The organism is Bradyrhizobium sp. NBAIM01 (genome assembly GCF_020194115.1).
GTDB classification, from domain to species: Bacteria; Pseudomonadota; Alphaproteobacteria; order Rhizobiales; family Xanthobacteraceae; genus Bradyrhizobium; species Bradyrhizobium yuanmingense.
Genome location: NZ_JADYVU010000003.1, coordinates 322368 through 335887, shown reverse-complemented (window position 1 = coordinate 335887; position 13520 = coordinate 322368). Strand labels below are relative to the sequence as shown.

The 13520-nt window shown below is 65.0% G+C and carries 12 protein-coding genes; 3 read left to right on the top strand and 9 right to left on the bottom strand.

What is annotated here, in order from left to right:
* Positions 1 to 133: 133 nt before the first annotated feature.
* A complete protein-coding gene (locus I6F31_RS12385; RefSeq protein WP_036015526.1) occupies positions 134 to 415 on the bottom strand; it encodes a hypothetical protein in 282 nt (93 codons plus the stop codon).
* Between the two features lie 268 nt (positions 416 to 683).
* Between I6F31_RS12385 and I6F31_RS12380 the strand changes: the two genes are divergently transcribed.
* Positions 684 to 1148, top strand: coding sequence for a hypothetical protein (locus I6F31_RS12380; RefSeq protein ID WP_225142551.1), 465 nt, complete (start codon positions 684 to 686; stop codon positions 1146 to 1148).
* A 14-nt stretch (positions 1149 to 1162) separates the two neighbouring features.
* Here I6F31_RS12380 and I6F31_RS12375 read toward each other — a convergent pair whose 3' ends face one another.
* From I6F31_RS12375 to I6F31_RS12350, 6 genes are all read right to left on the bottom strand, one after another.
* Positions 1163 to 1558 (bottom strand): DUF1127 domain-containing protein, encoded by a 396-nt coding sequence (locus I6F31_RS12375; RefSeq protein WP_225148287.1) that lies wholly within the window; start codon positions 1556 to 1558, stop codon positions 1163 to 1165.
* 256 nt (positions 1559 to 1814) lie between these two features.
* Complete coding sequence (gene murJ, locus I6F31_RS12370; RefSeq protein WP_225148286.1) at positions 1815 to 3341, bottom strand: murein biosynthesis integral membrane protein MurJ; 1527 nt, start codon at positions 3339 to 3341, stop codon at positions 1815 to 1817.
* Between the two features lie 215 nt (positions 3342 to 3556).
* Positions 3557 to 4708 carry a DegT/DnrJ/EryC1/StrS family aminotransferase gene (locus tag I6F31_RS12365; RefSeq protein ID WP_225185648.1) on the bottom strand — a complete coding sequence of 384 codons (1152 nt, stop codon included), beginning with the start codon at positions 4706 to 4708 and terminating at the stop codon, positions 3557 to 3559.
* Positions 4709 to 4746: 38 nt separating this feature from the next.
* On the bottom strand, positions 4747 to 5751 hold the full coding sequence (locus I6F31_RS12360) for a Gfo/Idh/MocA family oxidoreductase (protein WP_036032059.1): 1005 nt from the start codon (positions 5749 to 5751) through the stop codon (positions 4747 to 4749).
* 182 nt (positions 5752 to 5933) lie between these two features.
* Entirely contained in the window at positions 5934 to 7346 is a 1413-nt protein-coding gene (locus tag I6F31_RS12355) for a mannose-1-phosphate guanylyltransferase/mannose-6-phosphate isomerase (protein ID WP_057028743.1), read from the bottom strand.
* A gap of 7 nt (positions 7347 to 7353) precedes the next feature.
* Positions 7354 to 8343 (bottom strand): SDR family NAD(P)-dependent oxidoreductase, encoded by a 990-nt coding sequence (locus I6F31_RS12350; protein ID WP_225185463.1) that lies wholly within the window; start codon positions 8341 to 8343, stop codon positions 7354 to 7356.
* A gap of 250 nt (positions 8344 to 8593) precedes the next feature.
* Between I6F31_RS12350 and I6F31_RS12345 the strand changes: the two genes are divergently transcribed.
* Together I6F31_RS12345 and I6F31_RS12340 are read left to right on the top strand one after the other, a co-directional pair.
* Entirely contained in the window at positions 8594 to 9553 is a 960-nt protein-coding gene (locus tag I6F31_RS12345) for a lysylphosphatidylglycerol synthase transmembrane domain-containing protein (protein WP_057028741.1), read from the top strand.
* Positions 9550 to 10569: a glycosyltransferase family 4 protein gene (locus I6F31_RS12340; protein WP_225185462.1), complete on the top strand. Its 1020-nt coding sequence runs from the start codon at positions 9550 to 9552 to the stop codon at positions 10567 to 10569. Before I6F31_RS12345 ends, I6F31_RS12340 begins: the two co-directional genes overlap by 4 nt.
* Here the strand turns inward: I6F31_RS12340 and I6F31_RS12335 are convergent.
* Together I6F31_RS12335 and I6F31_RS12330 are read right to left on the bottom strand one after the other, a co-directional pair.
* Positions 10557 to 11504: an NAD-dependent epimerase/dehydratase family protein gene (locus tag I6F31_RS12335; protein ID WP_225185461.1), complete on the bottom strand. Its 948-nt coding sequence runs from the start codon at positions 11502 to 11504 to the stop codon at positions 10557 to 10559. The genes I6F31_RS12340 and I6F31_RS12335 overlap by 13 nt on opposite strands.
* 35 nt (positions 11505 to 11539) lie before the next feature.
* Complete coding sequence (locus I6F31_RS12330; RefSeq protein WP_193760751.1) at positions 11540 to 13453, bottom strand: SDR family NAD(P)-dependent oxidoreductase; 1914 nt, start codon at positions 13451 to 13453, stop codon at positions 11540 to 11542.
* Between the last annotated feature and the right edge of the window lie 67 nt (positions 13454 to 13520).

The following is a 13520-nucleotide window of genomic DNA, read 5'->3' as shown; positions in this document are numbered from 1 at the left end:
ACTGGCAAGGCAAACGGGTTTAGGCGGGCGCAGGGGTCGCAGGTTCAATCGCGCCACGCGTGCCTCACGGGAATGCTCGGCAAGGTCCCAGCGTGATCGTGTGACGTTGACGGCGAGAGCCAAGCGCTCCCACTTAGCTGTTCTCGTGCTCACCCCGAGCTTCAAATAGCTGATGAGCATCGGAGGCCGTGAGCGTCAGCCCGTACAAATCTTTCAGCGTCGAAATGCGTTGCAGCGTCGCAGGCTCGAACGGAGTCTTGCCTTCGAACGAATGCAGGAGAACGCCCTCCAGCAAATCACCGAGGCTCATATCCAGGTATTCGGCGAGGCCCTTCGCGACCTTGAGAATGCGCTTCTCGATCCGAACTCCCGTCTGTACGCGTTGGACTGAATGTTTGTGAGCTTCTGAGTTCATAATGTGTGACCTCGATCGGAAGACGGGGGTTTAGTCGCATCATGCCATTGCCGGACTTGCTCGGGCATCGGTCTCCAGCCCTGCAACTCACGTCCTCAGAGACCAGGTGAATCTTGGATTCGTTCGGACGCCTGCGGGGGTCGACGCTCTGACCGAGGAACGATTGTTGTCACAGAGGCAGAGCCTGGGCGGCCGAGTTGACCGATCCCAATTTGCCTTTTCCGTTCTAGAATGTTACCTTGGTACCACGGTAACATGGGACGCCACCATGAGCAACAGACGTAGCTGCACGGATGCTGCAGAGGTCGCCGAACTGAGCGAGGGCTTCCTCGCGCGTACACTTCCGGGGGCACGTTTCAGCCATCGTGAACATCTGATCGTGACGAGCTACTTGCTCGCCACTGATCCGGCTCGGGACTGGCGGGTCGAACTCCCCGAGATGATCCGCGCCTACAATGTTGCCGCTGGCGGCGTGAACGACGATGTGCGTGGCTATCACCACACGATTACGATGGCTTTCTTGATGATCATCGAAGGAATTCTTGCGGAGGTCGGCCGCCGCGACATTGTCGCCGCCTGCAACGCGGTGCTGGCGTCCCCGGCAACCGAAAAGGATGTACTCTTACGTTTCTGGAGCCGCGAAGCGCTGTTCTCGCGGGAGGCCCGGCACGGCTGGATTGAGCCAGACCTTGCCGAGTTCAACCCGCGCGCGGCAGGTCATATGCCGGCGTGAGGATCGTCGATTACTCACATCCCGCGGCTCAACAGATACCTCGTACTATCTCTGAGCGCATCGATCTCCCGCCCAGGTGCGAGATAGTTGATCTCGGCGCGCGTCAGGCCGATGTCCATCAGCTCCCTGTCGCTCAGATCCAGCAAACTGCACCGCGGGTGCAGGCGCCACTTCCCAAGAGCAGACCAATATCGCTTGAGCAGGCCCAGGAGGCTTTGCGCCGGCGCGGCTGCGGCAGCTTCTCTCCCCGACAAGGCTTGGCCCGGCGTTGCAACGGACACGTTGAGACGAGCCGCTGCCGCCAGAACCTCGTCCATGGCCTGCTTCGCGAGCGCAATGGATCGATCGAGGCGAAGCACTGCGGCATCGTGCTCGGCCTCGGATGAAATGCTGGTCAGTTGTGGTGGCATCGGACGCTCCTGCTGTTGAGCCGGCAGGGAGCGTGGCCAAACAAAAGGCCCCGTCCGATGCCGGCGGGGCCTGGTGGAAAAGATGTCGTCGAAATCCTAGCGCACGACTCCTCCCACCGCCCAGCCGAAGCGGGTGATGTGATTGCTGGAGACTTTGCGCGAGCATTTGATCATGAGCGACTCCTACCACCGCAATCGCGCAAAATCAAGAGATGTGCCGATGTTGGCTGCAGCCTGGAGGCGAATGCCGTGCTCTCTAGCCACGCAGCAGCGAGACCAGCCACTTGCGGCCGAACAGCACGAGGATCGCGAGCGCGTAGACGATCGTGCCGCCGACGGCGAGCAGGACCAGCATCAACTCATCCCGGAAGTGCATCGCGCCCAACCAGGGGCCGCTGAAACGTGCAATCAGCCAGAACGCGGCGGCGAGGATGAGGCCGCTTAGCAAGAACTTGGCGAGCGACAGCAGCCAGGCGCGGTCGAGCACGAGAAAGCCGCGCCGCACAGCGAAGAACAGCACCAGCAAGAGATTGGTCCAGACGCCGACGGCGGTCGCCAGCGCGAGACCGATCTGGGCGAGCGATCCCATCAAGGCAACCTTCAGCGCGACGTTGACGGCGATGCCGGTCAGCGACGCGCGGACCGGCGTTGCGGTATCCTTGCGGGCATAGAAGGTCGCGACCGCACTGCGGATCAGCACGAACGGGATGAGGCCGATGGCATAGGCCGCGAGCGTCGCACCGGCGGCGGCGGCATCGGCCTTGGAGAACGCACCGCGGGCGAACAGTGCGCGCATGATCGCATCGGGCACGGTGAGGAAGGCCGCGACGAACGGGATCGAGAACAGCAGCGTGAAATCGAAGGCACGGCGCTGCGCGCTCAGCGCACCGTCGTGGTCGTTTGCGGTGATCCGCCGCGACATCTCCGGCAGCAGCACCGTGCCGATGGCGATGCCGATGACGCCGATCGGCAGCTGGTTGAGCCGGTCGGCATAATAGAGCGCCGACAGCGCACCGGCGGGCAGGAACGTCGCAATGATGGTGTCGGCGAACAGCGCGAGCTGCGTGCCCATCGAGCCCAGCGTCGCAGGTCCGAGCGCTTTGAAGAAGCCGCGAACGTCCTCATCAAGCTTCAAGGGCGCAAAGCGCGGCAGGCCGCCATGGCGGGCGAGATCGCCCGCGAGCAGGAAATATTGCAGGAAGCCGGAGATCAGCACGCCCCAGGCCGCGGCATGGCCTGCGGTCGGAAACCAGACGGCAACCGCCAGCGTCATCATCATCGCGACGTTGAGGAAGATCGAAGCGGCCGCGGCGCTGGCAAAGCGCTGCATCACGTTGAGCATGCCGCCATAGAGCGTCACCAGCGTGATCAAGAGCAGATAGGGAAAGGTGATGCGGGTCAACTCGATCGCGAGCTTGCGCTGCTCGGCATCCTCACCAAAGCCTGGCGCCAGGATGCTCATGGCCTGCGGCATGAACAGCCAGGCGGCGATCAGCAGCACCACCTGCGAGGCCAGGAGCAGCGTGAAGATGCGGTCGGCGAATAGCTTTGCCGCCGCCTCCCCCTTCTCGCCATGGACATGGGCATAGGCCGGCACCCAGGCGGCGTTGAAGGCGCCCTCGGCGAAGATCGCGCGGAAATGGTTGGGAAGCCGCAGCGCCACGAAAAAGGCGTCGGCCACCGGCCCGGCACCGAGGATCGCCGCGAGCATGATGTCGCGGGCAAACCCCGTCAGCCGCGACAGCAGCGTGTAACCACCGACCGTGAAGATGCGTCCGAGCATGCGGATTGTTGTAGAGACTTATCGGACGGAGGTCGATGCATCTTGCGATGCGCATTACTGCGCCCTCTCCCCTTGCGGGAGAGGGCAGCACCGCAGGCAGATACAGACTCAATCGGGTGAGGGGTATCTCTCAGCGCATGCCGTGCGGAGAGAGACCCCTCACCCGGCTTCGCTTCGCGAAGTCACCCTCTCCCGCAAGGGGAGAGGATAAGAAATTAGCCCGCCAGCGCGCCGCTGATAGCGGCGATGATTCGCTCCTGGTCGGCCTCGGTCAGGTAGGCATGCATCGGCAGGCTGATGACGTCCTGCGACAGGCTCTCGCAACCGGGCAATCCGCCCTCGGCGACCGGGTACTGTTTGTAGGCGGTCTGCTGGTGCATCGACTTGCCGTAATAGATCGCGGTCGGCACTCCCTGGGCTTTTAGCGCGGCAGCGAAGCCGTCGCGGTCGATACCCTTGGGAAGACGAATGGTGTACTGCGCCCAGACTGAGGTATTGCCCGGCGCGATGCGCGGCACGGTGACGACATTGGACAGGCCGCGCGCATAGCGCTCGGCGACCCTGTTGCGGGCGGCGATCTCGTCGTCAAAGATCTTCAGCTTCTCGATCAGGACCGCGGCCTGCATAGTGTCGAGCCGGCCGGTCAGGCCGAGGCGGACGTTGTCGTATTTGTCGACGCCCTGCCCGTGCACGCGGATGCTGCGCAAGGTGGCGGCGAGCTCGTCGTCATCGGTGAAGATGGCGCCGCCGTCGCCGAAGCAGCCGAGCGGCTTTGCCGGGAAGAAGCTGGTCGCAGTGGCGTGGCCGAGGGTGCCGAGCTTGCGCCCCTTGTAGCTCGCGCCAAAGCCTTGCGCGGCGTCGTCGAGCACGAACAGGCCCTCGGCCCTGGCGATCTCGGCGATGGCATCGTGATCGGCGGGCTGGCCGAACAAATCGACCGGAATCACCGCGACGGGCTTGAGACCGGCCTTGCGGGCGGTGGCGATGCCGCGCTTGAGCGATTCCGGGCTCATGTTGAAGGTGGTCTCGTCGACGTCGACATAGACCGGCGTCGCGCCGGTCCGCGCCACCGGCGAAGCGGTCGCGATGAAGGTGAAGGACGGACACAGCACGGCATCGCCGGGCCCGACATTCCTGGCCATCATCACCATCAGGATGGCGTCGGTGCCGCTGGCGCAGCCGATCACGTGCTTGGCGCCTGAGTAGGCCGCAAGCTGCTTCTCGAGCTCGAAGACCTCCGGCCCGTTGACGAACTGGCAATGGTCCATCACGCGCTTCACGGCGGCATCGAGCGAGGCGCCGAGCCGGCGGCGCTGCGAGGCGACGTCGATGAAGGGAATGGGTTCGGAACGCAAGTGCTGGTTCATGACGCCTTGTGACGTTTGAGCGGTCGACATGGAAGGGATCAGCCGGCGACGCGGCGCGGCCCCTTGCGCGCGGGTGACGTCGCCGCAGGACGCGAGGGCCTCTCCAGGCATTGCGTGGCGATCTCGAGGCTGGCGACGCCCTCGTCGCCCGTCACTGCCGGCGTCTCGCCGTTGCGCACCGCCTTAAGGAATGCGATCAGCTCGGCGCGAAGCGGCTCGTCATGGCCGACCGGCAGATGCCGCATCGAGTAGCTGCCGTCCGGCTTGAAGCCGAAGCATTCGGTGACCTGGCGCGTCAAGAGATCGCCCATCACGTATTTGCCGCGCGTTGCGACCGTGACGCTGCGCGCCTTGAACGGCGTCAGCCAGTTGGTGTTGATGTGGGCGAGCACGCCGCTCTCGGTGCGGAACTGCAAGAGCGCGATGTCCTCGCGCTCGGCGACCGCGCTCGACAATTGCGGCTGCACCTCGACGATGTCGGATTCGGTGAACCAGCGGATCAAATCGATGTCGTGCACGGCAAGATCGATGACGACGCCGACATTGGACATGCGCGGCGGGAACGGGCCGACGCGGGTGATCGCGATGGAGAGAATGTCCTCGCCCGCGATCGCCTGCTTGACCGCGGCGACCGCCGGATTGAAGCGCTCGACATGGCCGATCATCAGCGTGACGCCCGCCTTGTGCGCGGCGGCGACGATCTCGCGGCCCTCTTCCACCGTGGATGCGATCGGCTTCTCGACCAGCACGTGGATGTTCTTGGCGATGCATGCGAGCGCGACCTCGTGATGCAGATGGGTCGGTGCCGCGATGGTGACGGCATCGACGCCTTCGGCGAACAGCTGGTCAAGCGTCTCGAAGCTTTCGCAATTGGCGAGCTCCGTGGCCCGCGCACGATGTGCCGGCGAGGGATCGACGACGCCGACGAGGCTGACGCCGGGCAGGCCGCTGAGCACGCGCGCATGGTTGCTGCCCATCACGCCGGCGCCAATGACACCGACGCGCAAGCCGGCCTTTGCCGGTGCAGATCCCCTGGAAGTCATCTGAGCAAACCCCGATTCAACGCAAATCCCCGGGCCGCTTCTAGCACGGACGCCACATTTGTGGCGAATGCCGCCCTGGCGGGCCGGACACGATTTGATTCAAAAAGTTACACGTTCCCCGGGCCTTAGGCCGAAAAAGATACCGCTTCTCGGCCCGGGTCGCGTGATTCGGAGTTTGCTGGTTACGACCTTTGATAGTCGTCTTCAATCCGGATGATGTCGTCTTCCCCCAGATAGCTTCCAGTCTGGACCTCGATCAGCTCCAGCTGGATCTTGCCGGGATTCTCCATCCGGTGGACGGCGCCCATCGGGATGTAGATCGACTCGTTCTCGTGCACCGTCTTCACGGTCTCGTTGACGGTGACCTGCGCCGTGCCGCGGACCACGATCCAGTGCTCGGCACGATGATGGTGCTTTTGCAGCGACAGCCGCCCGCCCGGCTTCACCACGATGCGCTTGACCTGGTGGCGCTCGCCATTGTCGACGGATTGATAGCTGCCCCAGGGCCGGTGCACCTTGAGATGCTCTTCGGTGACTTTCGGCGCGACCGACTTCAATTTCGTCACCAGGCGCTTCAGCCCGTTGGCATCCTTCTGCCGCGAGACCAGCACCGCGTCCGCGGTCGCGACGACGACGAGATCGTCGACGCCTTCGAGCGCGACCAGCGCGGAATCCGTGGTGACGTTGCAATTGCGGGAATCCTCGAACACGGCGGTGCCGTGCGCGGCATTGCCTTGCGCGTCCTTCTCCGACAGCTCCCACACCGCATGCCATGAGCCGACGTCGGACCAGCCGCACGACACCGGCACGACGGCGGCGCGCGAGGTCTTCTCCATCACCGCATAGTCGATCGAGATCGCCTTGGCCGCGCCGAACGCCTCGGGCTCCAGCGTGACGAAGCCGAGATCGCGGCCGGCATTGTTGACGGCATTGGTGACGGCCTCGACGCTTGCCGCATCGACCCTGCGATATTCGTCGAGCAGCACGCTCGCCGGGAACATGAAGTTGCCGCTGTTCCAGAGATAGCCCGAATTGACGTAGTCGGAGGCCTTCACCGCATCCGGCTTCTCGACGAAGCGCGCAACCGCCTGCACCTCGCCCGCGATCACGTCGCCCGGATTGATGTAGCCATATTCCGTTGCCGGCCGCTCCGGCTTGACGCCGAAGGTGACGATGCGCCCGGCATTCGCGGCGGTGAGGCCCTCGCGACAGGCGGCGACGAAGGCGGCATTATTCTGCACGACGTGATCGGCGGCGAGCGCGAGCACGATCGCCTCGCTGGCGCGGTTCTGCGCGAACACCGCGCCGGCCGCGATCGCAGGGCCGGAATCGCGCCGCATCGGCTCGAGGATTACGTCGGCCTCGATGCCGATCTCGGCGAGCTGCTCCAGCACCATGAAGCGGTAGGACGCGTTGGTGATGACGATCGGCCGGTCGAACAAAGAGGGATCGGACACGCGCAGCAGCGTGTCCTGGAACGTCGAGCGCGTGCCGAACAGCGGCAGGAACTGCTTGGGCCGAACCTCGCGCGAAGCGGGCCACAGCCGCGTGCCGGCACCGCCGCACATGATCAGGGGGATTATGCGTTTGTCCATCGTGATCTCAAACCTTGAAATGGTCCCGATACCAGGTGACGAAGTTATGAACCCCATGCTCGATCGGCGTTGACGGTGCAAAGCCGGTGTCGCGCGAGAGATCCTCGACATCCGCGAACGTTTCCAGCACATCTCCCGGCTGCATCGGCAGCAATTCTTTGATCGCCGTCCGGCCCAGCTCCCGCTCCAGAAGACCGACGACGTGCATCAGTTCCTCCGGATGATGATTGCCGACATTGTAGAGCTTTGACGGCGCATTTGCGGCAGCCGGATCGTCCGCAGGCACGAGATCGATCAGCTTGGACACGACGCGCGTCACATCGTCGATATAGGTGAAATCGCGGCGCATTTTGCCATGGTTGAAGAGCCGGATCGGCTTGCCGGCCATGATGGCGCTCGCGAACAGAAACATGGCCATGTCGGGGCGGCCCCATGGCCCGTAGATGGTGAAGAACCGCAGCCCCGTGACCGGCAGACGATAGAGATGGCAGTAGGACTGCGCCATCACCTCGTTCGCCTTCTTGGTCGCGGCGTAGAAGCTGACCGGATGGTCGGTGCGGTCCGCAACCGCAAATGGCAGTTTTGTGTTGGCGCCGTAAACGGAGGATGACGAGGCGTAGACCAGATGACGGCAGCCATTGTTGCGGCAGCCCTCCAGCACATTGAGAAAGCCGACGAGATTGGAATCGGCGTAGGTCTGCGGCTGCTCGATCGAGTAGCGCACGCCGGCTTGCGCGGCCAGATGCACCACTTTGGCAAAACGATGTTGCGCGAACAGCGCCGCCATGGTCTCGCGGTCGGCGAGATCGGCCTCGACGAACGAGAAGCGCGGCTGGTCCCGGAGCAGAGCAAGGCGCGCTTTCTTCAGCGCCGGATCGTAATAGCTGTTGAGATTGTCGAGCCCGACGACGGCGCGACCTTCGCCCAGGAGCTGCCGGGCGACGTGGAAGCCGATGAAGCCGGCCGCACCCGTGACCAAAATCGCCCGATCCGTCATCCTGTTCCCTGGGTGATCCCTCGCCCGATCCTGTCTAGCCGCCACCTCGACGGGGTCGCAATAGGCTCCCCGTTCCTTCACGCGATCTCCTCATGGCGTCCTTAACGACGGCTCCTCAACGACGCCTCAACGACGCGTCCTTAACGACGGCTATTGCAAGATCGGCGCCAAAACCATACCAAAGCGGCCGAATTCGGCGCCTCGCGTCGGGTTGCCTCAAATCTTAGCAAACCCTGTTCATGCGGACGAGATGCGCCGAATCCTGTTGTCGACGGCCAAGATCCTGATTTCCGCGGCGCTGCTCTATCTGGCGCTGCGCAAGGTCGACCTGTCCGAGCTGTTTTCCCGATTCACCCTGACCAGCCTGTTCTGGCTCGGTGTGGCGATCGCGGTCACGTTCCTGCAGATCTTCGTCGGCGTGCTGCGCTGGCGCGAGATCAGCGCCGCCTGCGGCGCGCCGCTCGAGCTCGGCCGCGCCATGCGATACAACGTGATCGGCTCGTTCTTCAACCAGACGCTGCCGTCGGCGATCGGCGGCGATGCCGTGCGCCTGTGGCTGGTCGCCCGCGCCGGCGCCGGCTGGCGCACGGCGACCTACTCGATCTTTGTCGACCGCGCCATTGGCCTGGTCGCGCTCGCGATCTTGATCGTCGCCAGCCTGCCCTGGAGCTACACCCTCATCACCGATCCGCACGGTCGCTCGGCACTGCTGCTCGTCGACCTCCTGGCGCTCGCCGGCGGCCTCGGCTTCCTGATCTTCGGCGCGCTGAAATGGCGCTGGCTGAAGACCTGGTGGGCAACGCATCACATCCACGCCTGCGCCGTCATCGCCAATCGCGTGATCTTCAGCGGCACAAGCGGCCCTGTCGTCGCGATCCTGTCGGTCCTCGTTCACGTGCTCGCCGTCGTCATCGCCTGGTGCGTCGTGCAGTCGATTGGGGCCCCGGTTCGCTTCAGCGACGTCTTTCTGCTCGTGCCGCCGGTGATGCTGATCACGATGATGCCGATCTCGATCGCCGGCTGGGGCGTGCGTGAGGCCACGATGAGCCTTGCGTTCGGCTTCGCGGGACTTTCCGCCAACGAGGGCGTCAACGTCTCGCTGCTGTTCGGCGCCGTGTTCTTCCTGGTCGGGGCAGTCGGCGGCCTGGTCTGGATCCTCAGCGCCGAGAAAGCCGCGCAAGGGTCGGCCGCGATCGGAGTGCCGGAGTGAATTCGGCTGCCGATGCGCTCGCCGGCGCGGTCCTGCTGCTTGCCGTTGCGGCGGCCGTGCTGATCTCGGCGCTCGTGACCTGGACCAGCCGTCCCCTGCTGCAGCGCTACGCGCTGGCGCGGCCGAATGCGCGGTCCTCCCATCGCGTGCCGACCCCGCAGGGCGCCGGCATCGCGGTGATCGCCGCGACGCTGATCGTTGCCTCGCTGTGGGGGGTCTCCGCCAATGTCGCGATCCCGCCGGCGCTGGTCGCTGCGACAATCGTGATCGCGCTGGTCGGCTTCGTCGACGACATCGTATCGCTGCCCGTGCTGGTGCGCCTGGTGCTGCAGGCCGCCTGCGTCGGCGCCGTGGTGTTCACCGCCCCCGACACCGAGCGCATCGTGCCGGCGCTGCCGCTCGCGCTGGAGCGCGGCCTCATCGTCCTTGCCGGCGTCTGGTTCGTGAACCTCGTCAACTTCATGGACGGGCTCGACCTGATGACGGTGGCGGAAGTCGTTCCGATCACCGCTGCGCTGCTGCTGCTGGGAATGCTCGGGGATCTCCCATGGCCGGCCGCGCTGATCGCCACCGCGCTGTGCGGCGCCATGCTCGGCTTCGCGCCGTTCAACCGTCCTGTCGCAAAAGTCTTCCTGGGCGATGTCGGCAGCCTGCCGATCGGCCTCCTGCTCGGCTGGTGCCTGCTCGAGCTCGCCTTGCACGGACAAGCGGCTGCGGCGCTGCTGCTGCCGGCCTACTACCTCGCCGATGCCACCATCACGCTGTTTCGGCGCATCGCGCGCCGCGAGCCGTTCTGGTCGGCGCACCGTTCGCATTTCTATCAGCGCGCGACCGACAACGGTTTCTCGGTGTCCCGGGTGAGCGGCGAAGTCTTCCTGCTTAACCTCGTGCTCGCAGGGCTGGCGATCCTCGCCGTTCGCGCCGCGACGGTGGTCGTCACGCTGCCCGCGCTGATTGCCGGCGCGATCGCGGTCGCCCTCCTGCTGCGCCGCTTCTCCCGCCCTCAGGCGTCCTGAGCCGACACGGCGAGCCGCAGCCCCTCATCGAGCGAAACCTCCGGCCGCCAGCCGGTCGCGAGCGCCTTCGAGACGTCGAGCTCGAGCGAGCCGATCAGGCTGTCATGCATGTCCTGCCGGCCGATCATTCGGAAAAGCCCGCTGAGCAGGCCCGGCGGCACGCCGAACAGTCGCGGGCGCTTGCCGGAGGCCTTAGCCAGACGCGCGATGAATTCGGGCGTCGAGAACTGCTCGCTGTCGGCGAGCAGGAATATCTCGAAATGGCCGGCCGCATCTGGATGAGTGAGCCGATGCAGGATGAAGGACGACAGGTTCTGCACGGCAAGGAAGGCGCGGCGATTGCGGATCGCGGCGAACGGCAACGGCACCCCAAGGTTCATCGCGCGCGTCAACAGAGCGAAACTTCCCTTGGCGCTCGCGCCATAGACCATGGGCGGCCTGATCACGGAGATCTTCATGTCGCTCTCGCCCGCGAGCGTCCTCAGGCCTGCCTCGGCCGCCGCCTTGGACGTCCCGTAGAGGCCGCGCGGCGTCGGGACGTCGTTCTCGCTGAACGGGGCCCTGCCCTCGTTGCTGCGGCCATGCACCAGCACGGTGCTGATGAAGATGAAATGGCGCACGCCCGCCCTCGCCGCGCAGCGCGCCAGGTGCACCGTGCCGGCGGTGTTGACGTCCTGGTAGAGCTGGGCTGCATGCTCCTCGCGCCTGTGATGCACGCGCGCGGCAAGGTGAACCACCGCCTCCACCCCCTCGAGCGCGGCCTGCCAGTCGGTGTCGCGGCCGATCGATTCGATCACGACCTCGCCGTCGATGCCCTGCCGCTTGCGGACGACGGGGCGGACCGACCATCCCTTGCGCACCAGCGCCTGCCCGAGGTGACGGCCGATGAAGCCGCTCGCTCCTGTCACCAGCACGACCGGTTTGCGTTCGCTCATCGTCGCTCCCCGAGCGCTGGATTGCGCAACAATGGTCAGGCCGCCGTGGATCCAAATTCCGGCACGGCATCCTTCAGGATGGTCCTGATGGTGGCGCGATCGTCGCGCGCGATCGCCTGCTCAAGCGCCGCATTCCATTTGCGCAGCGTCTGCATCGGCGGCTCGTTCGGCTGCGCGGCCATGATGCCGGGCACGCCGATCTCGCGGGTCGGCTCCTCCGAGGCAAACAGGATCTCGTGCAGGCGCTCGCCCGGCCGCATGCCGGTGAACACGATCTCGATGTCGTAGCCCGGCTGCAGCCCGGACAGGCGGATCATGCGCTCGGCGAGATCGACGATCTTCACCGGCTGGCCCATGTTGAGCACGTAGACCGAGACGTCGGGACGCTGCGTCCCAAGCGCATGCGTCGCCGCGGTGATGACGAGATCGCAGGCCTCGCGGATGGTCATGAAGTAACGGACCATGTCGGGATGAGTTACCGTCACCGGCCCGCCGGCCTCGATCTGGGCCTTGAACTTCGGCACCACCGACCCGTTCGAGGCCAGCACGTTGCCAAACCGGACCGAGATCAGCCGCATCGGCGGCTTGCTGCCGCTCGCTCCGGCTGCGAGGTCGCGATCGAGCGCCTGGCAGTACATTTCGGCAAAGCGCTTGGTGAGGCCGAGCATCGACACCGGCTCGATTGCCTTGTCGGTAGAGATCATCACCATCGCCTCGGCGCCGGCGGCAACGGCGGCGTCCGCGACGTTGATGGAACCGAAGATGTTGGTTTTGACGCCCTCACTCCAATCGCGCTCGAGGATCGGCACGTGCTTGAGCGCCGCGGCATGGAAGACGATGTCGGGCTTGAACTCGGCCATCAGGCGCATGACGCGCTCGCGGTCGCGAATGTCGGCAATCCGGCCTTCGATCTGTGCGGTGGCACCACGCGCGGCCAGCGCCTCGGTGACCGCGTAGAGAGCCGGCTCGGAATTTTCCACGATCAAGAGACGTGCCGCGCCGAAGGCGACCACACGCTCGCATATCTCGGATCCGATCGAGCCGCCGCCGCCGGTGACGATCACGGCCTTGCTCCTGATCAAGGCCTCCAGGCGAGCATAGTCGATCTTCTCGCTCGGACGCAGCAGGAGGTCCTCGACCGCAACCGCCGTGAGCCTTGGCGTATCGCCGCTCTCCAGCGAGGGCATCCGGCTCACGATCACACCCAGTTTGCGCGCCCGCATCAGGATCGATTCCGGATGCGACTCCGGCTCGAAAGCCGATGGTGTCATGATGAGGCGCGCGATGGGCTTGTCGCGCTTGGCGAAATCCGAGATCACATCCTCGACGTCGTCGATGCCGCCCAGCACCGGCACGTTGCGAATGAGCTGGCCCCGATCGGCAGGCGATGGTGACAAGACGCCGATCGGCCAGATGCGCTTGATCGCTCCGCTCTCGATGCCGCGCAGCAGCACTTCGGCATCCGCGGCGCGGCCGATCAGCAGCGTCGGCGCGGCCTCCCCGCCCCTCGCGTGACGCCGCACCCGCGTATAGCGGAAGTAGCGGTACGCCATGCGCAGCGCGCTGAGGAAGAAGATCTCGAGAAACCAGTAGAGGACGATCGTCACCTTGCCGAGAAAGAAGGCGCCGCGAACGTTGGGGGCAACGAGGATGTAGTCGAGCACGAGCAGCGCAACCGTGAGCACGGTCGCCGCGCGAATGATGTTCAGCGCGTCAGGCAGCGAGATGAAACGCCATTTCGTCGTGGTCAGATTGCAGAGGAAGAACACGACCACGCTGAAGGCGAGGAAGTAGGGCAGGATCTGGAACAGCAGCGGCAGGCGCTCGAAGAAATCGTCGCCACCCTCGAATCGCAGATAGAAGGCGGCAAAAAGCGCCGCCGTGGTCGCCAGCAGGTCGTGGAGCGCGATCAGGAAATTGCGCGAGGTGAGATGCGAAAGTCGCGTCATCCGCCGACCGATGAAAACCCAGTTAAATGCAACTTGACCGCGCTGATAGCCCATCTCGACAAGACTT